Origin of the sequence: uncultured Maribacter sp. (genome assembly GCF_963975365.1) — a bacterium.
Lineage (GTDB): Bacteria > Bacteroidota > Bacteroidia > Flavobacteriales > Flavobacteriaceae > Maribacter.
This window is the reverse complement of the sequence record NZ_CAXBGF010000001.1, coordinates 164896-188520: the sequence shown is the minus strand read 5'-3', so window position 1 is coordinate 188520 and position 23625 is coordinate 164896. Positions and strand designations below refer to the sequence as shown.

General features: G+C 34.9%; 21 protein-coding genes. 11 read left to right on the top strand and 10 right to left on the bottom strand.

What is annotated here, in order from left to right; genetic code table 11:
• Nucleotides 1-49: 49 nt before the first annotated feature.
• The gene (locus AACZ49_RS00840) at nt 50-562 is read left to right on the top strand and encodes a DUF2975 domain-containing protein (RefSeq protein WP_339650619.1); all 513 of its coding nucleotides are present in this window, start codon (nt 50-52) and stop codon (nt 560-562) included.
• A 2-nt stretch (nt 563-564) separates the two neighbouring features.
• Complete coding sequence (locus AACZ49_RS00835; RefSeq protein ID WP_339650617.1) at nt 565-771, top strand: helix-turn-helix transcriptional regulator; 207 nt, start codon at nt 565-567, stop codon at nt 769-771.
• A 53-nt stretch (nt 772-824) separates the two neighbouring features.
• On the opposite strand, the gene AACZ49_RS00830 is transcribed toward AACZ49_RS00835, so the two are convergent.
• The 7 genes from AACZ49_RS00830 to AACZ49_RS00800 all read right to left on the bottom strand — a co-directional run bounded on the left by AACZ49_RS00830 (nt 825) and on the right by AACZ49_RS00800 (nt 12209).
• Nucleotides 825-1103, bottom strand: coding sequence for a F0F1 ATP synthase subunit epsilon (locus tag AACZ49_RS00830; RefSeq protein ID WP_339650615.1), 279 nt, complete (start codon nt 1101-1103; stop codon nt 825-827).
• Nucleotides 1104-1175: 72 nt separating this feature from the next.
• Nucleotides 1176-2684 carry a F0F1 ATP synthase subunit beta gene (atpD, locus tag AACZ49_RS00825; protein ID WP_339650613.1) on the bottom strand — a complete coding sequence of 503 codons (1509 nt, stop codon included), beginning with the start codon at nt 2682-2684 and terminating at the stop codon, nt 1176-1178.
• A 167-nt stretch (nt 2685-2851) separates the two neighbouring features.
• Nucleotides 2852-4486, bottom strand: a complete 1635-nt coding sequence (locus AACZ49_RS00820; protein ID WP_339650611.1) for a G-D-S-L family lipolytic protein — start codon at nt 4484-4486, stop codon at nt 2852-2854.
• A gap of 20 nt (nt 4487-4506) precedes the next feature.
• Nucleotides 4507-7290, bottom strand: a complete 2784-nt coding sequence (locus tag AACZ49_RS00815; protein ID WP_339650608.1) for a TonB-dependent receptor — start codon at nt 7288-7290, stop codon at nt 4507-4509.
• 195 nt (nt 7291-7485) lie between these two features.
• Nucleotides 7486-9330: a glutamine--fructose-6-phosphate transaminase (isomerizing) gene (gene glmS, locus AACZ49_RS00810; RefSeq protein WP_339650606.1), complete on the bottom strand. Its 1845-nt coding sequence runs from the start codon at nt 9328-9330 to the stop codon at nt 7486-7488.
• A gap of 153 nt (nt 9331-9483) precedes the next feature.
• Nucleotides 9484-11394: a DUF4270 family protein gene (locus AACZ49_RS00805; protein WP_339650603.1), complete on the bottom strand. Its 1911-nt coding sequence runs from the start codon at nt 11392-11394 to the stop codon at nt 9484-9486.
• Between the two features lie 5 nt (nt 11395-11399).
• Entirely contained in the window at nt 11400-12209 is an 810-nt protein-coding gene (locus AACZ49_RS00800; RefSeq protein ID WP_339650600.1) for a glycogen/starch synthase, read from the bottom strand.
• A gap of 102 nt (nt 12210-12311) precedes the next feature.
• Between AACZ49_RS00800 and panC the strand changes: the two genes are divergently transcribed.
• From panC to radA, 6 genes are all read left to right on the top strand, one after another.
• Nucleotides 12312-13157 (top strand): pantoate--beta-alanine ligase, encoded by an 846-nt coding sequence (panC, locus tag AACZ49_RS00795; protein ID WP_339650599.1) that lies wholly within the window; start codon nt 12312-12314, stop codon nt 13155-13157.
• A 13-nt stretch (nt 13158-13170) separates the two neighbouring features.
• Nucleotides 13171-13521 carry an aspartate 1-decarboxylase gene (panD, locus tag AACZ49_RS00790; RefSeq protein ID WP_079511283.1) on the top strand — a complete coding sequence of 117 codons (351 nt, stop codon included), beginning with the start codon at nt 13171-13173 and terminating at the stop codon, nt 13519-13521.
• A 2-nt stretch (nt 13522-13523) separates the two neighbouring features.
• A complete protein-coding gene (locus AACZ49_RS00785) occupies nt 13524-14489 on the top strand; it encodes a lysylphosphatidylglycerol synthase transmembrane domain-containing protein (protein ID WP_339650595.1) in 966 nt (321 codons plus the stop codon).
• Between the two features lie 27 nt (nt 14490-14516).
• Nucleotides 14517-15659, top strand: a complete 1143-nt coding sequence (locus tag AACZ49_RS00780; RefSeq protein ID WP_339650594.1) for an alpha/beta hydrolase-fold protein — start codon at nt 14517-14519, stop codon at nt 15657-15659.
• Between the two features lie 44 nt (nt 15660-15703).
• Entirely contained in the window at nt 15704-15874 is a 171-nt protein-coding gene (locus tag AACZ49_RS00775) for a hypothetical protein (RefSeq protein WP_339650593.1), read from the top strand.
• Nucleotides 15875-15947: 73 nt separating this feature from the next.
• Entirely contained in the window at nt 15948-17312 is a 1365-nt protein-coding gene (radA, locus tag AACZ49_RS00770; protein ID WP_339650591.1) for a DNA repair protein RadA, read from the top strand.
• Nucleotides 17313-17421: 109 nt separating this feature from the next.
• On the opposite strand, the gene AACZ49_RS00765 is transcribed toward radA, so the two are convergent.
• Both AACZ49_RS00765 and AACZ49_RS00760 read right to left on the bottom strand, forming a co-directional pair.
• A complete protein-coding gene (locus AACZ49_RS00765) occupies nt 17422-18462 on the bottom strand; it encodes an aldo/keto reductase (protein ID WP_339650589.1) in 1041 nt (346 codons plus the stop codon).
• A gap of 74 nt (nt 18463-18536) precedes the next feature.
• Nucleotides 18537-19301: an exodeoxyribonuclease III gene (locus AACZ49_RS00760; RefSeq protein WP_339650587.1), complete on the bottom strand. Its 765-nt coding sequence runs from the start codon at nt 19299-19301 to the stop codon at nt 18537-18539.
• A gap of 124 nt (nt 19302-19425) precedes the next feature.
• On the opposite strand from AACZ49_RS00760, the gene AACZ49_RS00755 reads away from it, so the two are divergent.
• The 3 genes from AACZ49_RS00755 to AACZ49_RS00745 all read left to right on the top strand — a co-directional run bounded on the left by AACZ49_RS00755 (nt 19426) and on the right by AACZ49_RS00745 (nt 22062).
• Nucleotides 19426-19572, top strand: coding sequence for a hypothetical protein (locus AACZ49_RS00755; protein ID WP_339650585.1), 147 nt, complete (start codon nt 19426-19428; stop codon nt 19570-19572).
• Between the two features lie 189 nt (nt 19573-19761).
• Nucleotides 19762-19947: a hypothetical protein gene (locus AACZ49_RS00750; RefSeq protein ID WP_339650583.1), complete on the top strand. Its 186-nt coding sequence runs from the start codon at nt 19762-19764 to the stop codon at nt 19945-19947.
• A 27-nt stretch (nt 19948-19974) separates the two neighbouring features.
• Nucleotides 19975-22062 carry a TonB-dependent receptor gene (locus tag AACZ49_RS00745; RefSeq protein ID WP_339650581.1) on the top strand — a complete coding sequence of 696 codons (2088 nt, stop codon included), beginning with the start codon at nt 19975-19977 and terminating at the stop codon, nt 22060-22062.
• Between the two features lies 1 nt (nt 22063).
• On the opposite strand, the gene AACZ49_RS00740 is transcribed toward AACZ49_RS00745, so the two are convergent.
• Nucleotides 22064-23608, bottom strand: coding sequence for a glycine--tRNA ligase (locus AACZ49_RS00740; protein WP_339650579.1), 1545 nt, complete (start codon nt 23606-23608; stop codon nt 22064-22066).
• Between the last annotated feature and the right edge of the window lie 17 nt (nt 23609-23625).

Sequence of the window (23625 nt, the reverse complement as noted above, 5' to 3'; positions counted from 1 at the left end):
TTCGATAAATTTTATATATTTATTATCGCTAAACAATGATTTATATATCATGAAGGTATTTGGTCCAAAATCAATTTCAACCTTATTCTATTATATTTTTAGAAGTATTTCAATTGTACTATTGGTTTTTCTAACCTATATAGAATTTGCTTTTATTACTGATAGATTTACGGTTAAAGACGGTAGATTTAATTTGAAAATTCCTCTTACAGGAAGTTCTATACAGGCTGATAATCAGTTTAGCGTCATTCTTACTATTTGCCTAACTTTAATTTTTGGGATTCTATTTCTCTATTTACTTTCTAACATATTTAAAGCCCTAAAAGAAAGAGTTATATTTAGTATAGGCATTATCAGAAATTTAAAACTCTTAACCATATTAAATTTAATTGTTGGTCCTATTCTATACTTTCTTATTCAATTTCCAATAATGCATCATAATAAGCTCGGAAGTATCCACAATCTTATTCTCCTGATTATATTTGGAATGATATCCTTGTTTCTAACCTACGTATTTCAAAAAGGATATACTGTACAATCTGAAAACGACCTAACCATATAATCATGAGCATAGTCGTAAACTTAAACAACGTATTATCTGAGCGAAATTTGAAAAGCAAAGAACTCGCTGAAATGATCGGTATTACTGAAGCCAACCTTTCTATACTTAAATCAGGAAAAGCTAAGGCTATACGCTTCTCTACCCTAGAAGCTATTTGTAAGGCACTAGAATGTCAACCAGCAGATATATTAGCTTATGAAAAAGAATAAAAAAAGGCTACACTTTACAGTGTAGCCTTTTAATTTATTACGTTATGCAATCGTTAATCTGCTAGTACAATAACTTTATTGTTCTTCAACTCAATAGTACCACTAGAAATTGGTAATACCGTATTTCCATCAGCATCTTTACTAAACTTTGAGGCATAGTCCTTATCCAAAGTAACATTCCCTTCAAACTTTACCTTACCTTCTTGCAACAATGATACAATTGGTGCGTGATCTTTCAACATTTGAAACTCCCCATTAATACCAGGTACGGTTACCGAAGTAACTTCCCCTGCAAACAATGTAGCTTCTGGTGATACAATTTCTAAATACATAATTTTTAAGTATTCAGTATTCAGTGATTAGTACTCAGTAACAAAACTGGCACTGCAAACCGTTTACTAGTTTTAAGCTTCAGACAACATTTTCTCTCCTGCTTCAATAGCCTCTTCAATTGTACCTTTAAGGTTAAAAGCAGATTCTGGTAAGTGATCTAACTCACCATCCATAATCATATTAAAGCCTTTAATTGTTTCTTTAATATCTACTAAAACTCCTTTAAGACCTGTAAACTGCTCTGCTACGTGGAAAGGTTGAGATAAGAAACGTTGTACACGTCTTGCTCTACCTACAGCCGATTTATCTTCTTCAGATAATTCTTCCATACCTAAGATGGCAATAATATCTTGTAGCTCCTTATAACGTTGCAAAAGTTCTTTTACTCTTTGCGCACATGCATAATGGTCTTTTCCTAAAATTTCAGCTGTTAAAATTCTTGATGTAGAATCCAATGGATCCACCGCAGGATAAATACCTAGCTCAGCAATTTTACGAGACAATACCGTTGTTGCATCTAAGTGAGCAAACGTAGTTGCCGGGGCTGGATCCGTTAAATCATCTGCAGGTACGTAAACCGCCTGTACAGAAGTAATAGAACCCCTTTTTGTTGATGTAATACGTTCTTGCATAGCACCCATCTCTGTTGCCAAAGTTGGTTGATATCCTACAGCAGAAGGCATACGACCTAATAACGCAGAAACCTCTGAACCTGCTTGTGTAAAACGGAAAATATTATCTACGAAGAAAAGTACATCTTTTCCTTGACCTTCACCTGCACCATCACGGAAGTACTCTGCAATTGTCAAACCTGAAAGAGCAACTCTTGCACGTGCTCCCGGTGGTTCGTTCATTTGTCCAAAAACGAAAGTCGCTTTTGAATCTTTCATCACTTTTTTATCTACTTTGGATAAATCCCAACCGCCTTCTTCCATAGAATGCATGAAATCATCACCGTATTTAATAATACCAGACTCTAACATCTCACGAAGTAAATCATTTCCTTCACGAGTTCTTTCACCTACTCCTGCAAATACAGAAAGACCACCATGCCCTTTAGCAATGTTGTTAATCAATTCCTGAATCAATACAGTTTTACCAACACCAGCACCACCGAACAAACCAATTTTACCACCTTTTGCATAAGGCTCAATTAAATCGATAACTTTAATACCTGTAAAAAGTACTTCTGTTGAAGTTGAAAGATCTTCGAATTTTGGAGCCTCTCTATGAATAGGAAGTCCATCTTTTCCTGACTTAGGCAAATTACCCAGTCCATCGATAGCATCACCGATTACATTGAACAAACGACCATATACATCGTCTCCAACAGGCATTTGGATCGCGCTACCAGTAGCAACCACCTCAACACCTCTACTTAGACCATCGGTAGAATCCATAGAGATAGTTCTAACCGTATTTTCGCCAACATGAGATTGTACTTCCAATACCAAAATAGACTTATCCTTGTTAATTATCTCCAAGGAATCATAGATTCTAGGTAGATCAGCACCTGATTGAAATTCTACATCAACCACGGGTCCAATGATTTGCGAAACTTTACCTGTAACTTTTGACATTACTTTTATGTTTATGTATTACGTTTAATATAACCTTAAAAATGCTCTCATTTTCAGGCTGCAAAGATATAGTATTCAATTTTAAAGAAAAACTGTTTTTTCGGTTTTTTACAAAAGTAAAAAGGTGCCTATTAAGCACCTTTTAAACTTGACTATTTTATTTACTATTATTGAAGCGTCGCAGGATAATTTGTAGGATAATCACCTACGTTCAATAAATTACCGGAATCTTCAAAATTTGAGCCGTATGTTACATCAATAGCTTTCATAAATTCATTTGCCAACAAAGCATAACCCCTTGCCGTCGGATGAATACCATCTAATGAAAATGCACTACCAACAACCAAACTTGAGGTTAATGTGAATTGCCCGCTTGTAATTCCACCATTTGCTAATTGATTCAACAAAGAATTTGCATCTACAAAAGCTAGGCCCGCCTGACTTGCTGTTGCCGAAATTATTTGATTAAATGCTTCGGTTGCAGCCGTAATTTCTTCTTGTTCACTTGGAATCAAAACCCACTTATCCTCTAAAGGAAGCGATATCCCCTCAACCGAGAACTGACCAGCTAATGCCTGTGGCAAGCCAGCCCCCATTAAAGCACCTACCGATTCTAAATTTACAGTTCCTATTACTGAAGCACTTGGTAAAACAAATAAATCGTCGGCCGTAGCCTCTCTTGTTTGCCCATAAGTACTTCCTAATAACCCAGCAACTAAAGGCGCCGCTTCAACCGGTAATCCAAAAGACTGTACAAATGCGGGGAAAGTTGGACTTGCACCTAAAACTCCAGCAATTTGAGCTGATAAATCTGGTAAGGTCTCATCTCTTATAACAACTTCACTTGCAGCCGTTGAAGAAAAAACGATAGAACGCTCTGGAACACCTAAAAAAGCATAAACTTGATTTAATTGTCCGAAAATTCCATTTAACGTAGCGATCTGTGGTCCAAAATCAGGATTCGTAGGATCTAAAGGATTATGTGGTACTGTAGTAAAATGTGGCACATCTGTAACATTAGGAATGTTGGCAACAACACCCTGTGCTCCTCCAGCGGTCAACGTAGCAATCAATGCTCCATAACTACCATCAAAACCAACACCAGGTGCTCCTGAAACAGGAGTAATCGGATTGGTACCGTCACCACCTGTAGTAGCATAACCTAATACATCATTATTACCTATCCATAATGAGAAAAAACTAGGCGCTTGCGCTACCGCCAATTCTAAAATACTTGCGTTTGGCGTGGTTCCTGTTAATCTAACAGCATAAGGATTTGCAAGTCCCAATGAAACATTAGCTAAATTACCATATCCGGGCGCTAAAAGATGAAAACTCTTTGCACCAGGCACACCTAAATTATTGAACGGCCCTGTTGGGTTGTTCAATACGATATCTGTTGTAACCGTTACGGGCCCGATTAAAGTTTCTAAACCTACTGGACCGGCACCACCAAAAACCAATCTTGGATTCTGTATTCTTGCACCACCAGCGGCAAGTCCGCCTATGTTATCATTTGTAAGTGGTTGAACAAAACTACCACCACCAACTAAACTGAATTTTTGTGATAATAAATTTGGTAAAGAAGATGCTTGACCCGCTTGAAATAAGGCACCATCCGTTAACCCTGCTGTTAAAGAATTTCCTAAAGAAACATAGTTTGAAAAATCTGCTGAGCCAGCAGTTAATTCAACCGACTCTTCAACCATTACTTCTGCAGCAATGTCCACGTCTTCTGGATCATTACAAGCTGTAAAAGCTAAAATCCCAATACTTATATATATAAATTTAAAATTTTTCATTTCAAAATCCTGATTTAAAATTAGTTGTTAATTGTCCAAGACAGGTAGTACATAGAGCCTATGAATCCAGTACCGAATGCAGTATAATATTCCTTATTAGTCAAATTGGTACCTCCCAATTTAAATGAAGACTTAATACTTGGAACATCATAATTAATCTGAGCATCAACTACATGAAATTCTGGAATCACACCGTTTCCGAAAGTAGCTTCCCAGAAGTAATCATCACTGAATCTGTAAGAAACATTGAAACCAAAATTGTCGAACAATTGTTGATTTCCAAAAGAAGCTTTGAACTTATGCTCTGGTGTATTGAAATTCAACATCACATCTGGATTAGCATCACGGTCAAAATCTAGTTTCGTGTACGTATAACTACCCTCTAAGTCAAAATTTCCAAGTACTTTCATACTCAAACCTAATGATGCACCATATGAATTTACGTCGGCATCGGTATTTGTATATGCACTATAGGCCTGGTAATCACCATTTGCTATTGCCGCAACAGACAATGCCCCATCACCAACAGTACCGTAATATGGAGCGATAACCACCTCTTGCGAAATAAAGTCCTTATACCTATTATAATAAGTACTAAAATCAATTACTAATTTTTCAACTTTACCTCTATACCCAATTTCAAATGAAGTCACTTTTTCAGGATTAATAAGATCTGGATTAGCCACTTCTAAAACAGCTGGATTTCCTGTTGCACCTAATTCCGTAACCGAAGCTAAAGAATATGAATTATTATACGCTGCTGCACCTGTTTGGGAAATTGTTGCTGGCTGACCTAATAATTGGCCACCTCCACTTACTGCAAAGTCGCTAGAATATCGATCTAAATTATCTGGAGCAGACCCCACCAATATAGCTCTACCAGCGTTTAGGCCTATGAAAAAATCTTGAGTAGTAGGGTTTCTGAATCCTGTTTGTGCCGAAGCTCTAATATTGTGATTTCTATTTAATGTGAAACCAGCTGATAATCTTGGAGAGAAAAATCCATCAAAGAATTCAGATTTATCATAACGGATAGAACCAGTTAATTTCAAACTTTTTTCATTTTCAAAAGGCAGCGTTTTCTGCACTTGCGAATAAATACCGTATTCAGAATAATTAATTGGCCCATCAGAGTCAGTGTAGATAGTACCAGATGAATTTAAACTGTACTCCCTAAAAGAGCCTCCCAATTGTATTTCTGCCCAGTCAATTAAATGGCTAAAATTATAGTTAGCATCTGCATGATAATACTTTGAAGCATCTTGAAACTTAGATCCTGTACTTAAATCAGGGTCATTGACACTTCTATTGAATGCCGCTTGAAATTCGGGAGATCCGGGCAAGTATCTTCCTGATTCTGCTTGTGCTCTTGCGGCAGCGTGTGCTTGCTCATCTGTGGCACCACCCAGAGTAGCTTGTACATATGCACCTGTATATTCTCCGAACCAAGTATTATCATCTTTCCAAGCTCTATTGATATTAATACCGGTAAAAACCATATCGTAGGAATCACCTGATTTATCGCCAACCAAATACCCTCTTACAAAAAAGTTGTCATTCTTAATTTCCAACTTATGCTGTTCTTGAAAGAAACCTTTAATATTATATCTATTAGTACCTTGGTAAATAGTATTACCAGTACCTACTTTACCAACATACGAAAGTTCCAAACTATTATCTTCAATAGGTCTATAGTACAACCCCCAATCAGCTTTAATGCTTTCAGCATTATAGTTGGTAAGATCGCTTTCATTATAACCGGTTCTACTTACAACTTGAGATGGCACTAGAGCATTAGCTCCAGCAGGCAAAATACCCAAACCTTCAAGAGTTAATGCTACATCTTTTATATCTGTTGACACCTCATCACCATAAACGTTTATTCCGTCATAATTTAGATCAGCTCTTGTGCCTCCAGGAGATGTTTTATCAACCTCACTAGTTGCAGCCCAATCAGTACCTTTTAGGTAACCGAAATTTACTTTGGCAGCAAATTTGTCACTAAATTTATGAGCAGCTCTTATTCCGAAATCTGTATATGCATTGTCACCTGCAGATTTTTGAGAAGTTATACCGCGCTTAATGGAAACACTAATGCCCTCGTAATCAAATGGACTCTTACTTCTCATGAATAAAATACCATTAAAAGCATTTGCTCCATATAGTGCAGATGAAGCACCTGGCAATAACTCAACACTTAAAACATCGGTTTCTACCATACCTACTAAATTTCCAATAGGGAAATTCAAGGCTGGTGTTGAATTATCCATACCATCAACCAATTGCATAAAACGTGTATTGGCAAAAGATGCAAAACCTCTTGTATTGACCGATTTAAATGTCAAACTATTGGTATTAACATCAACACCCTTTAAATTTTCAAGTCCGCCATAAAAATCCGCTGCAGTAGTACTTTTTATTTCAGAAAGACCAATTCTCTCTACAGTTACAGGTGATTCAAAAATTCGTTCAGGTGTTCTAGATGCTGATATTACAACTTCATCTAAAAAAGTTTGTGACTCATTTAGAACAACAGTAATCGTTTGACTGCTACTGGTAATAGTTTGTGTAGAATTTGCATATCCAATACTTGAAATCTCTATTTTAAAAGGTGGGATTTCTGATGTGGCCAAATTAAAATTACCATCAAAATCAGTTACGGTTCCAATGGTCTTACCAACAATAACGATATTGGCTCCGGGGATAGGTTCGTTGTTTTGATCAACAACATTACCATTGATATTGGTTTGGGAAAACCCAATAGCACCAATAGCCATCAATGCTAAAAGTAGTATTGCTCTCATTCTTAATTAAAGTTTAAAATTAGTTTGGGCCCAAGATACAGATTATTTCAAATGGATTATAGTAATTTGAAATAAATTATGCACGCATAATATTATTATGATAATTTTTACCATTATATTTTGACAAATTTGCAATATAAAAAAAAGGGACATGAAATATTTCATGTCCCTTTTTTTTGTATCGTTTGATTAAGTTTATTCCACCGTTACCGATTTTGCAAGATTCCTTGGTTGATCAACATTACAACCTCTCATAACCGCAATATGGTAGGATAATAATTGTAGAGGTATTGTTGTCAACAAAGGCGTTAAGCTCTCTAAAGTTTCTGGCACCTCGATAACATGATCAGCCAAATCTCTTACTTGTTCATCGCCTTCAGTAACAATCGCTATAATTTTACCTTTTCTTGATTTAATTTCCTGTATGTTACTCACTACCTTTTCATAATGACCTTTTTTAGTCGCAATTACGAAAACCGGCATATGTTCATCAATCAATGCAATTGGACCATGCTTCATTTCTGCTGCTGGATAACCTTCAGCATGAATGTAGCTTATTTCTTTCAATTTAAGAGCACCCTCTAATGCAACAGGGAAATTATATCCTCTTCCCAAATAAAGGCAATTTGTCGAATCTTTATATACATCGGCAATTATCTCAATTAATGTATTTGACTGTAGTGACTTTTCCACTTTACTAGGTATAGTCTCTAATTCAGTTAAATACTCATGATATCTAGATTCTGAGAAAACACCTTTTGCTTTTGCCAATTTTAAGGCAATTAATGTAAGTACGGTTATCTGCGTCGTAAAAGCTTTTGTAGAAGCAACTCCTATCTCTGGTCCAGCATGAGTATATGCTCCTGCATCTGTTTCCCTAGCAATTGATGATCCAACCACATTACAAACACCGAAAACAAAAGCTCCTTTTTCCTTAGCAAGTTTAATTGCGGCTAAAGTATCTGCTGTTTCACCTGATTGCGAAATAGCTATAAGAATATCTTTATCAGTAATTACAGGATTTCTGTATCTAAACTCTGATGCGTATTCAACTTCTACCGGAATTCTTGCTAAATCTTCAAATATATATTCAGCAACTAAACCTGCATGCCATGAAGTACCACAAGCAACAATAATAATTCTATTGGCATTAAGGAACTTTTCCATATTCTGGTCAATTCCCGCCATTCTGATTAAACCCTGATCCGCTAACAAACGACCTCTATATGTATCTTTTATCGCCCTAGGTTGTTCATAAATCTCCTTCAACATAAAATGGTCATAACCACCCTTTTCAATCTCTTCCAAATTCATTTGCAATTCTAAAATCCTAGGATAAGCAACTGAATCATCTTTTATTTTTCTTAATTTAATTTCTTTACCCAACCTAATAACAGCCATTTCCTCATCTTCAAGATAAACAGCATTATTTGTAAACTCTATAAAAGGAGAAGCATCTGAAGCTATAAAAAATTCTTTTTCACCAATCCCAATTGCCAAAGGACTACCTAATTTGGCAACTACAATTTCATCTGGCTTTTGAATATCAAATACCGAAATAGCATAAGCCCCAACAACTTGATTTAAAGCAATTTGAACAGCCTTACCTAATTTTACGTTTTCAGTTTTCTTAACCTCTTCAATAAGATTAACCAAAACCTCAGTATCTGTATCCGACTGAAACGTATACCCTCTTTTAGTCAATTCTTGCTTAATAGCCTCATAGTTTTCTATGATTCCATTATGAATTATTACTAACTCTCCAGAATTCGAATAATGCGGATGAGAATTTAAATCATTTGGAACACCATGTGTAGCCCAACGTGTATGGCCAATACCAATACTTCCTTTTTGAGAAATACCCTCAGCCTTCTTCTTTAAATCTTCTACTTTACCCTTAGTTTTAGCAAGGTTAATCTGACTACCATCAAACAAAGCAATCCCAGCACTATCGTATCCACGATATTCTAAGCGCTGAAGACCTTTTATTATAATAGGAAAAGCATCCCGATAACCTATATAACCAACAATTCCACACATAATACTATAGTTTGATAAGTTTAAGCAAAATTAATTTCCACGAAATTATGTTAATATCATTAGAAATAAACCCATTCAAGATGTATAACGCGAATATTCTTTAAATTGATATGTTTATTCAAAAAAATACCAAAATCTATGATTAAATTTAAATTAATTGGCCTTTGTGTAAAAAATTTCCAGCTTTAATCGCTTTTCATAATCAGGGTCAGTAACTTGAAGATTGCTACCATATAAAACAGTACCTAAAGGAGTTAAATTAGAAGTTGTCGCAATTCTTTTTTCCCCACCACCGACTTTAGCCACACCAACATTCCAATTTTGAATATTAGTTGACAACGTTAAAGCCAATGTTGCGTTTGCTGAGTCTCGAACCACCAGATTATTTATATGATCAGTTATTTTTACCGAATACTTTTCTCCTTTTCCACTAGATTTCTCTATAATACCGCCATAATTTAAATATGTGCCAAACAATGCGTTTACTGTAGGATCAGTTTGCTCAGTATTTGCATTTATCAACGGAAAATTATTTTCTGCATTATATAAATAAAGTCTAGGAGGATCTAATTCACTACCACTGGCATCTAATTGGTTTCTGTCTATATAAAAAACGAGATTTGCCTCATTAATAACCCAATTCTCACTGCGTATTTGTTCAACAATATTCTCTGCTCCATTTTCTTCGAACAAATTAATTTCGGCATAAATACCTGGCCCACCTTTTAAATAAATTCTGGAAGCGCTTTCTGTATTCTCCAAGGCTTGTATTATCTGAGGCCCATAATTCTCCGTTATAATCGAATTAATGGCATTACCCGTTACCGGACCGTTTTGAACTTGAGACAAGAAGGAGAAAACAAAATCTTTTTCTTTTACAACACTCGGCTTATCATCACTTGTATCGGCCAAAGTACCGTTAGTATCGTAATTCGTATAGCTATAAGTCATAGTAACGTTCGAATCTTTTAAATCGAAAAGAAACATGACATCATCACCCATTTCATCCATAATAGAAAAATGCAAACCTCTTATGAATTCAATAAAATTAGATTGACTCAACAACTCTAAGCTTCCTTCCTTATTTAAAATATTCGTTTGAAAAAATTCATTATTTAAAGGAATTCGAATGCCTGGACCAAGTTTTCTAAACGTTAATGATTCATCTACATCTTCAGTCGTTAAATCATCGTCATTGGGTATTAATATTTCTTCATCGTTGATTTCAACAACACCTTCAAATAAAACATCTGAAACGAATGCAGGAGAAAATTCTTGATTTGAAAAATACTCTTGTGATTCTTGAAAATTAGTATTCGGATCTAAATCGCGAAGAAAAAAAGTTGACCTCCCTACCTTAAGACCAAATGAAGGAATAGCTGATTTTGAAACTATGTCATAATTAGAACCATTTACATAAATGCTATCTAACTCAATCTTTTTTGCAAAATTATTTGTAAAAATAGGCGCGCTATCTCCATCATTCAATCCATCTCCATCTTCATCAACGCTAGTGCCATCTAAAGGATCGGTATTTGATGCAATTTCAACGGAATTCAAAACCCCATCTCCATCATTATCATTATCCTCACTGGGCACTTTATCAAATTCATCAACTACACCATCGCCATCACTATCTGTAGCTATACTTTTAGTTAAAAACGGAATATAAAGATAAACTTCCTTTATCGTTTCATTTTCCTCAATGGTGGTTATCGCCTCACCTGTGTTCCCTGCCTTGTTCTCTTTATCTTGAGACAAAGCACCGAAAGTTGGATTAGCTGCACTAAGAAACATTTGAGATGTTACCGATGCATTAGTTTTACCATATACGGGGTCGTTAAAAACACCAAGTTGATAAATTGGCAACTTATTCGTTTGAACCGCCTCTATATTCTTATTATAAACGAAAACATCATATGTTTCTTTACCTGTAGTAAATGGCTCATTACCAACCACACCGGCGCCAATAGTTGTCAAATCTTGTTCACATGATACTAAAAAACCAAATATCAATAACATTCCCAAAAATTTGGGAGTAGCGGAATTATCAAAAAAATTCATTCAGATTATTTTAAAACTTCTGTGTTATAAAAATTAGCATAAGCCTCTTCAAATTCTTGAACGGGTACATATGGCAACACTGGTTTTTCTTGGTTGGAAATATGGTTTTCTAATTCTTCAGGAATGTCTTCCGATGCTAAAATAATAGCATCAGAATAATCTACAGCTACCTTTAACAAATTATTATAGGTTGGTTCTGCAATAGATGCAATTGCCTCATCCGGTATACCATCAAAAGCTATTTTTTTAATCATATCCTTATCTAGAGAACCTTCGAAGCTTTTACCATAAACAGACAAAACAATTTTACTATCGGCAAAAAGTGGCTCATCAGCATAATATTTTTTCAAATACAATGGCAACAAGCTAGCCATCCATCCATGTACATGAATAATATCAGGTGACCAATTCAATTTTTTCACAGTTTCCATAACACCTTTTGCAAAGAAAATTGCACGTTGATCATTGTCTGGGAAAAGATTTCCTTGCTTATCAGTAAATGTTGCTTTACGCTTAAAATACTCTTCATTATCTATAAAGTAAACTTGTATTCTTTCTTTTGGAATAGATGCTACCTTAATGATCAATGGCATGTCCATATCATTAATCACCAAATTCATTCCAGAAAGCCGAATTACCTCATGCAATTGATGCCTTCTTTCATTAATGTTCCCATATCTCGGCATAAAAATCCTAATTTGACCACCATTGCTGTTGACCATTCTAGGCGCTTCATAAGACATTAAAGAAACTTCGTTTTCGGGTAAGTAAGGAACTAATTCAGAAGATACAAACAATATCTTTTTACCATTCATAAAGGTTATATTTTATTTTTCACTGGAACGTAACTGCAAAATTACAAAAAATATAGAGATTAGAAGTAATTATAGTAAGTTTGCTCGCTAATGAACTTTTCAATGCTGGTAGTTAAAACCATAAATGAACTTAGGAGCGAATTAAATAAAATCGATGATTCATCAGATATTGGCCTAGTACCTACTATGGGAGCGCTACATCAAGGACACATATCCCTTTTAGAAATGGCCTTGTCAGAAAATAAAAAAGTAGTTGTTAGTATTTTCGTTAACCCAACCCAGTTCAACAATAACGAGGATCTTGAAAAATATCCAAAAACTTTAGAAAACGATGTTAATTTAATTTCCACTATTTCAAATGAAATAATCGTTTTCGCTCCTTCTATTAATGAAATCTACAAAAACCATGTGAAAACCAAAATTTATGATTTTGCTGGTCTTGACAAAGTTATGGAAGGTGAATTTAGAGATAATCACTTCAACGGAGTTGGTACAATTGTTGAAGTTCTTTTTAATCTTGTAAAGCCGAATAGAGCATATTTCGGCGAAAAAGATTTTCAACAATTATGTATTATCCAAAAGCTTGTAGAAATACAGAAAATACCTGTTGAGATTATTGGCTGCGAGATTGTACGTGAAAATAACGGCTTAGCCATGAGCTCCAGAAATGAAAGGTTGAGCTCAACAATACGACAAAATGCTGCATTCATATACGAAACCTTGAAAACCGCCAAACATAAATTTGGCATGGAAAGTGTACTAAATGTTAAAGATTGGGTAGCCAAGCAATTTAAGAACAGCTCGGATTTTAAGCTAGAATATTTTGAAATTACCGATGTTGAAACTTTGACCCCAGCAACGAACAAAAATATCAATATAAAATATAGGGCCTTTATAGCTGTTTATGTAGAAGGTGTAAGACTTATAGATAACATTGCCCTCAATTAATTAATTTTGCATTATGCAAGTAGAAGTAGTAAAATCAAAAATACATCGAGTAAAGGTTACTGGCGCAGATCTTAATTACGTAGGAAGCATCACTATTGATGAAGATCTTATGGATGCAGCAAATTTTATCCGTGGTGAAAAAGTACAAATTGTAAACAATAATAACGGAGAGCGCCTTGAAACTTATATCATTCCTGGACCAAGAAAAAGTGGCGAAATCACTTTAAACGGAGCTGCAGCGAGAAAGGTATCTGTAGGTGATGTACTTATTTTAATTTCGTATACTTGGATGGATATTGAAGAAGCAAAAAAATTTAATCCGTCATTGGTTTTTCCAAATGAAGAAAATAATTTATTGACTTAATCTTGACGAATACGCTAAAAAAAAATCTTAAGATCATACTCCCAATGCTATTGGGAGTTTTTTTAGTTTGGTATTCTTATAATTCTACCACACCAGAAAATAGAAAAGAAATAATCTTTTATATTAAAGAAGCAGATCCTCTTTACGTTTTACTTTCTGTTCTTTTAGGTATTTTAGGTCATATTTCCAGGGCAATTCGATGGAACTACCTCTTAGAACCTTTAGGTTATAAACCTCGTATTTCCAATAATATCTTAATTATATTAACCTCCTATTTTGCAAATCTTGGCATACCAAGAACAGGTGAGGTTTTGAGAGCTACAGCACTCACCACTTATGAAAATGTACCTTTTGAAAAAGGATTTGGCACTATAGTTACCGAAAGGGTCATAGATGTCATAATGCTACTTTCAATTGTTCTAATAACATTTCTATTACAGACAGATGTAATAATGGACATGCTTCAACAGCGAGGCTTTAATTTAAATGGCCTTCTCATACTTGCTGGTGCAGGAATTATATTATTCATTTTATTCGCCGTATTGATTAAAAAATCAAAAAATGCATTTGCACAGAAAATCAAAACTTTTGTAAAGGGTTTACTTGACGGTGTTTTCAGTATTTTTAAAATGAAGCATAAGTGGCTTTTTATTTTTCATACTTTGTTTATTTGGGGATGCTACATAGGCATGCTATGGATTATAAAATTTACGGTCCCCGAAACTATTTCTCTTACCCTTAGTCAATTACTCGTAGCCTTTGTAGCTGGGGCTTTCGCTATGGCAACCACGAATGGAGGCATAGGTCTTTACCCAATCGCCGTAAGTAGTGCTTTATCTATTTTTGGCATAAGCACTATCTCTGGTGATGCCTTCGGATGGATAATTTGGATTGCCCAAACATTAATGATAGTTGTTTTTGGTGCAATATCTTTTATTTTATTACCGTTATTGAACAGAATCAAATAGTATCCGTACTATTTACAATTACCGTATATGCGTTTTGTAGCCCTAATATTCGCACTTTTATTTGGCGTAATATCTTATTCCCAAACAACCCAAGAAATTTTTGAGTCTTTTAAACTTCAACAAAGACGGGACGTACATTACTATTTTCCTGAGAATATGCATGAGGACAAAAAATATCCTCTTATTATAGTTCTTGATGGAGAATATCTTTTTGAACAAGTTGTTGCCTCCTCAAAATTCTATAGTCGTTTTCATGGCATGCCTCAAAGCATCGTCATTGGTATAGATCAAAGCAAGAATGATTTAAGATTTGAAGATTGTGCATTTGATGCTGAAAGCGGTTTGCCTTCTGAAAAAGGCAAAAACTTTTATGAGTTCATAGGCATGGAACTTATTCCATATTTAGACTTAAACTATAGCACTGCTCCTTTCAAAATGATTGTTGGTTACGACATCACAGCTAACTTCATGAATTACTGGTTATTTAAGGATAACCCTATTTTTGATGCATATATAAGTATTTCGCCTACTCTCGCTCCAGAAATGGAAACTAGAGTGCCAATGAGACTTAATACTTTTGAAAATCAAATATTCTATCAGGTCATAGTAGAAGGTGAACAAAACAAGGATACTCAACGAATAGCAGCTATGAACCAAGGTATTAAAGCTTTGGAAAAAGAATCGTTACATTACTATTTTGATGAATATAAAAATGCCGACCATATTTCAGTAGCCACTTATGGCATAGGCAAAGCATTTGATAATATTTTTGGCATGTTCAAGCCAATTAGCCCTAAAGAATACAAAACACAGATACTTACTAGCGAAGAACCGGTTTTCAATTATTTAGAAAGCAAATACCAAGGCATTGCTGATATATTTGGTTTTAGCAAACCCGTAGAACTTAATGACATCATGGCAATATACGCAGCGTCAAGAAAGAAAGAAGATTTTGAGTCATTAAAACCACTTTCTGATCTTTGTAAAAAAGAATATCCTGAAACTATGCTCGGCTTTTATTTTGAAGCCGAATATTATGAGCAATTAGGAGAACCTAAAAAAGCACTTAAAACATTTGAAAAAGCTTTTCAAATGAAAGAAATAGATTTTTTAACTAAAGAAATGGCCCTTGAAAAAATGGACGTATTAAAAGCCGATTTCGGATTTTAATTTATTTAAACAGCTAGTTCCCAAATTAGCCTAACCTACTTGTTATGATAAAAATTAACGCAATGTATTTCGTGTTTTCCGGAGTACTTTTTACCTATTTTGGATTGAAAGGAGATTTTATTATTCCCTACAGTGGTATTGCCCTATTCATGGCTTGGGCATCCTTTTTCTTAGCATTTAGCGCTCATAAAAAAGAAAAGTCACAAGATTATTAACGCTTAATTTCTAAGCGATATCCGCTCATTTCAAACTTCTTGCTACCTTTAGCTCTTTCAGTAAAAGCTAAAGATGGCCAAAACAAAAACTGCATTTTTTTGTCAAAATTGCGGAACACAGTATGCTAAATGGGTTGGACAATGCTCTGCCTGTAAACAATGGAACACTGTTGTAGAAGAAGTAGTACAAAAGGAGGAAAAGGTAAATTGGAAATTACCCTCACAAACCTCAAAAAGAGTATCTAAACCTCTTTTTGTCAATGAAATTAGCATTGAAAAAGAGATTCGCTTAAATACCTTTGACCTTGAGTTCAATAGGGTTTTAGGTGGTGGACTAGTTCCTGGCGCTTTAGTGTTATTAGGCGGAGAACCTGGAGTGGGGAAAAGCACCCTTTTACTTCAAATCGCCTTAAAATTGCCCTATAAAACTTTATACGTTTCTGGAGAGGAAAGTCAGAAACAGATTAAAATGCGGGCCGATAGAATTTATCCGAATAGTGAAACCTGCCTTATCCTAACGGAAACAAAGACTCAAAATATCTTTAAACAGATTGAAGCCACAGAGCCAGACATTGTAGTTATAGATTCAATTCAAACCCTACATTCAGATTATATCGAATCTGCTGCAGGTAGTATTTCACAAATACGCGAGTGCACCGCTGAACTTATTAAATTTGCCAAAGAAACAAATACACCCGTAATTCTCATTGGCCATATTACCAAAGATGGCTCTATAGCAGGACCTAAAATTTTGGAACACATGGTCGATACAGTTTTACAGTTTGAAGGTGACCGTAATTATGTGTATCGCATTCTTAGATCTTTAAAAAATAGATTTGGCTCTACCGCAGAACTTGGTATATATGAAATGCAAGGAAGTGGCTTAAGAGAAGTTAATAACCCGTCTGAAGTACTGATTTCAAAAAATGATGATGGATTAAGTGGTACGGCAATTGCCTCTACCGTTGAGGGTATGCGCCCACTACTCATTGAGATTCAAGCACTGGTTAGTACTGCAGTATACGGCACACCTCAACGATCCACTACCGGTTATAATGCCAAACGTTTGAACATGCTATTGGCTGTTTTAGAAAAACGTGCAGGTTTTAAATTAGGTGCAAAAGATGTATTCTTAAATATTACCGGCGGGATATCTGTTGATGACCCTGCTATTGATCTAGCTGTTGTAGCTGCAATACTGTCTAGCAATGAAGACATACCGATAGACAAAGGCACCTGTTTTGCCGCAGAGGTTGGCCTAGCTGGCGAAATTAGACCTGTTCAACGAATAGAGCAACGTATTTTAGAAGCAGAAAAATTAGGCTACACTACAATTATAGTATCCAAAAACAATAAGATTGGTCTCAAATCAACAAAGATAAAAATTCTATTGGCCTCTAAAATTGAAGAAGTTGCCCGCAATCTATTTAGTATTTAATTAACGCTTATCACGCATTATCCTTGCAAATACCATAATAACTATTACTACGGCCAGTATAACTACTATTTGCCAAAAACCAACCTTTAAAAAAACAAGACTTACCATATTACGGTGCAGGGTTAGGTATTAAATTCTGAATTACCTCAATTTCTTTTAGAATATCATCAGATAAGTTAACATCTATACTCCCAATATTTTCTTCTAATTGACGCATTGTGGTCGCTCCAATAATCGTGCTTGTCACAAAAGATCTTGAATTCACAAAGGCCAATGACATTTGTGCCAAGGTAAGACCATTCGCCTGTGCGAGTTCATAATACTTTTTTGTTGCCTCTACGGCAGTAGTACTATTGTACCTAATATAATTAGGAAAAAGAGCTAAACGCGAACCCTCTGGCATACGATTACCCAAATATTTACCACTTAAAGCACCGAAGCCTAATGGAGAATAAGCCAACAAGCCAACTTGCTCCCTAGCTGATATTTCTGCCATACCAACTTCAAATAATCTATTCAAAAGACTGTATGGATTTTGAACTGTTATCGTTCTTGGTAAAGTACTATGAACTTTACTTTCCTCTAAAAAACGCATCATCCCCCAAGGGGTTTCATTCGACACACCCACATGTCTAATTTTACCCTCTCGTATTAAATCTCGTAGCGTCTCTAAAACCTGATGAATGTTATCTTCCCAATAATCTGTTAAATCATGTTTAAAACCTCTTTGTCCGAAGTAATTGGTACTACGATCAGGCCAATGCAATTGGTACAAATCAATATAATCAGTTTGCAATCTTTCTAAACTACCCTCAACTGCCTCAATAATAGATTCACGTGTAAAACCAGTTGTACGTATGAATTTAGTCATCTCTGCTTTGCCCGCTATTTTCGATGCAATAACAATATCCTCCCTATTTCCATTCTTCTTTATCCAACTACCGATTATCTTCTCTGTAACAGCGTATCTATCTTTATGAGCAGGTATTGGATATAATTCTGCCGTATCTAGAAAATTTATACCCTTATCCACTGCAAAATTGATTTGCTCATGACCTTCGGCTTCTGTATTCTGATTTCCCCAGGTCATTGTTCCCAAACATATTTTACTTACTTCAATATCGGTATGTGGTAAATTGGTATAAATCATGAATCTTTAATTTTTTTTGCATAAATAAAACGCAAAATTACTAAATATATTAAGGTCAAAAGTGACTCATAAGCCTAACTATCTATCTCTATCAAAATAGGGCAATGGTCACTATGCTTTGCACCAGATAAAATTACCGAACGAGTTAATCGATTTTTTAAGGATTTCGATACCATACCATAATCTAAACGCCACCCTTTATTATTATTTCTAGCATTTGCCCTATAACTCCACCATGTATAATTATCTGGCTCAGAATTAAATTCCCTAAAACTATCTATAAAACCACTATCGATAAAATTACCAATCCATTCACGCTCTACAGGTAAAAATCCTGATACATTTTTTAAACCAACCGGGTTATGAATATCTATTTCCTCATGACAAATATTATAATCACCAAGAATTACTAGGTTCGGATTGGTTTTGCGCAATTCATTTATATACTCTTGTAAATCTGACATATACATAAGTTTATGGTCTAGACGTTGAATATTAGTACCAGAAGGCAAATACATGCTCATAATCGATATATCGCCAAAATCTGCCCTAATATTTCTACCCTCAAAATCCATATATTCAATACCAGTACCAAAAACTATAGTATCGGGTTTTGATTTAGAAAGAATTGCAACCCCACTATATCCTTTCTTCTGAGCACTAAACCAATAATTATACTTGTACCCAGCTTCTTCGAACAAAGAAAGATCCAATTGTTCCTCATTGGCTTTTATTTCTTGTAAACAAACCACGTCGGGTGAAACGGCACCCAACCAATCTAAAAATCCTTTTCTAAGCGCTGCCCTAATTCCATTTACATTGTAGGAAATGATTTTCATCCTTTATTTTTAGGTTAAAAATAGAAAAGACTTGCAGATTAAAAGTGTATACTTTCCATTAAAATCATTATTTCACGGCTTTAAATTATTTTTCACCCCAATTATTATTACAAAATAACATTACATGAACACGTTCATATTTTCCGTTCTTTTAGTATTTATAACTACTTCTTCATTTACACAGTCCTATTATAATGATAAAAATAGTCATGAGGTAAAGTTGAACATTGGTCAATTTCTGGTAAAAACTTCATTAGAATTCGGTTATTAGTATTATATCAATGAACATACCAGTATAGGTGGAACACTATATGTTAACGGAGACGCAACAGATTATAATGGAAACTTTGGAATTGGACCTAATTGTAGAGCTTATTTCGGCTTTGAGTCTCGTAGTGGTTTCTTTGCCGAGGTATTTGGGCTATACTTTACTGGTGAGAACAATGAAATTTCACAAGAATTGGGTAGCAGAAATTATGATTACTCAACAACAGCTATTGGTCTAGGTGCGGATTCAAAATGGACAACTAGAAGTCAGCGTTTTATACTTGAGATAAATGGTGGTCTAGGAAGGAATATTAATCCTGAAGATTTTCAAAAAGACTTTATGTTCAGGGCCGGTCTTTCTATAGGTTTCCGATTTTAATCGGTATTTTTGGGATTTTAATTCCCTATGAAAAATTCTATTTTAGTCATTCTTTTATTAGTTTTCTCTTTCAGTGTAGGTGCGCAAACTAAATCTGAAAAAGATAGTGTCACCCTTTTAGATGAAGTTATTTTAATTGATACACTTACAGCAAAAAATGCCATTGGTATTATTCCATCACAAATAATTGGAGCAAGCGTTTTTAAAAACTACAGCCCTGTTGATTTTATAAGCTCAATTAATCAAATCTCTGGAGTGTATGCATTATCTGGAGCTTTGAACACCAATAGAATTACCATTAGAGGAGTAGGATCAAGAACTGCATTCGGCACCGACAAACTAAGGCTTTATTACAATAACATACCGGTAACAAATGGAACCGGTTTTTCTACTATTGAAGCTTATGATTTAGAAAACTTAACCTCAGTGGAAGTAATTAAAGGCCCCAAGGGAACTGGTTTCGGCACAAATATAGGAGGCGCTATCATTTTAAACACCAAACAGCTCAGCAATCAACCTACAAAACTTACGAATAGCACTACTTATGGATCTTATGGCTTATTTAAAAATAGCTTAGGATTTACACATTCGCAAGATAATTTTTATATGACTTTGCAATACGGACATATGGAAATTGATGGATACCGCGAAAACAATAGATTTGAACGCGACGGATTTCTTTTAAACTCAATTTTTAAACTATCCAAAAAAAGTGAGTTAGGCCTTTTAGTAAACCATATTGACTACTCAGCCCAAATAGCCAGTTCTATTAGTCAGGCAGATTTTGATGAAGACCCGACACAAGCAGCATTCACATGGAAAGCATCAAAAGGTTACGAAGACAACAACTATAGCCTTATTGGGCTATCACACACCTATAAAGCTAGTTCTAAACTAAAAAATACTACTAGTTTATTCTACACCTATTTAGACCATTATGAACCTCGTCCATTTAATATTTTAGATGAATACACTAATGGATATGGTCTACGCACCTTATTTTCAGGAAATTTAGATGTTTCTAAAAACTTACTTTCCTATACTATCGGTGGTGAATTATATAAAGATGAATATGCATGGGGAACCTTTCAAAATCTTTATGAAGAAAACAATGAGAAGGGTAGTTTAGCAGGAGAAAGGTTATCTAAAAATAAAGAATTTCGAAGTCAAGTAAATAGTTTCGCTACCATCTCATATGCCTTTACTACCAAACTGACAGCGCAGTTGGGTTTAAATGTCAATAAAACACAGTATAACTTTAGAGACTTGTTTAATTCAGGAAATACGAATACCAGTGCAAATAGAGATTTCAAAACACTTTTCTTACCTAGTATAGATGTTAACTATTCAATTTCGGCAACAAATCAATTGTATGCGAATATTAGTCGAGGTTTTTCAAACCCTAGTTTAGAAGAAACCTTAACTCCCGATGGAATTATAAACCCTGATATAGATCAAGAAACTGGAACAAATTATGAACTCGGTATTGAACATAAAAGCAAAGATGATAGAATGAAACTAGATATCGCTTTCTATTTAATGCCAATAAACAATCTACTTGTTGCTAAAAGGGTTGGTGATGACCAGTATATTGGGCGAAATGCCGGTAAAACAAAGCATCAAGGAATTGATTTAGATTGGAATTATAAATTCAATATTTCAAATAAAATTATACTTACCCCATTCGTAAGCTATACATTCAACAATCATTCTTTTGTTGAATTTATTGATGAGGAAGTAAATGAAGATTATAGTGGTAATTCATTGACAGGTGTTCCTAAACATAAATTAAACACAGGGCTACAGACTACATTCGGTAATGGCATTTATAGTCACGTTACTCATCAATTTATAGATGAGATTCCATTAACAGATGGTAATACCCTTTATAGTAAATCTTTTAATTTACTCAATGTAAAATTAGGGTATAAGAAACAGGTTCTTGAAAAACTATTATTCGGTTTAGATTTTGGTATTAATAATCTAACAGATACTAAGTACGCACAATCCGTACTAATAAATGCAAGTGGCTTTGGTGGAAATGCCCCAAGGTATTTCTACCCTGGGAACAATATAAATTATTATGGAAGTTTAAAACTAAGCTATACTCTTTAGCTTATTCCATTTTTTTCAACCAAGTCTTCATGTCTGCTGCAGCATGTATAATGCCGTTTAACGCTGAAATTGCTACACGCTCTTGTTCCATAGAATCTCTATGTCTAATGGTTACTGTTTGATCCTCTAATGTTTGATGATCTACAGTTATACAAAATGGTGTGCCATTGGCATCTTGTCTCCTATAACGTCTACCCACGGCATCCTTTTCATCGTACGCTACGTTAAAATCCCATTTAAGATCATCTACGATGCTCTGCGCTACCTCTGGCAAACCATCTTTCTTAAGTAATGGTAAAATGGCTGCTTTAACTGGCGCTAAAACGGCTGGTAACTTAAGAACGGTTCTGGTCGTATTATTCTCTAATTCCTCCTCTTTTAGAGAATTTGAGAATACCGCCAAAAACATTCTATCCAAACCTATTGAAGTTTCAAGTACGTATGGCACATAATTTCTATTTACTTCATGATCGAAGTATTGTAATTTTTTACCTGAAAATTTCTCGTGACTACTTAAGTCAAAATCGGTACGGGAATGTATTCCTTCCAATTCTTTAAATCCAAAAGGAAAACGAAATTCTATATCTGCAGCTGCGTCAGCATAATGCGCCAATTTTTCATGATCATGAAAACGATAATTATCTTGTCCCAAACCTAAAGATAAATGCCATTTCATACGCTTCTCTTTCCAGATTTCATACCATTCCTTTTGTGTTCCAGGCTGTATAAAGAATTGCATTTCCATTTGTTCAAATTCACGCATTCTAAAAATAAATTGTCTAGCTACAATTTCATTCCTAAAAGCCTTACCGGTCTGTGCGATACCGAAAGGAATCTTCATGCGACCAGATTTTTGAACATTTAAAAAGTTAACGAAAATACCCTGGGCAGTTTCTGGCCTAAGAAATAAGTCCATCGCACTTTCTGCATTCGCACCCAATTTCGTACCAAACATTAAGTTGAATTGCTTAACGTCTGTCCAATTTTTAGAACCCGACATTGGGCAAGCAATATCCAATTCTTCAATTAGTGCTTTTACATCTGCCAAATCTTCTTTCTGCAAAGATTTGCCTAATCTTGTTAATATGGTTTTCCCTTGTTCTTGATATTCAACTACTCGTTGATTCGTTTCCAAAAAAGTCTTCTTGTCAAAAGCATCACCAAAACGTTTTTGAGCTTTACTAACCTCTTTTTCAATTTTAGCATCTATTTTGGCTACGTAATCTTCTACCAAAACATCTGCTCTATATCTTTTTTTGGAATCCTTATTGTCTATTAATGGATCATTGAATGCATCAATATGACCCGAGGCTTGCCATGTAGTTGGATGCATGAAAATCGCTGCATCTAACCCAACAATATTGTCATTGAGCTGCACCATGGCTTTCCACCAATATTCGCGAATATTCTTTTTTAGCTCAACACCATTCTGACCATAGTCATACACAGCACTTAAACCATCGTAAATTTCACTTGATTGAAATACGTAACCATATTCCTTTGCGTGAGATATTACACGCTTAAAATCATCTTCTTGCTTTGCCATGCGACAAAAATAGAATA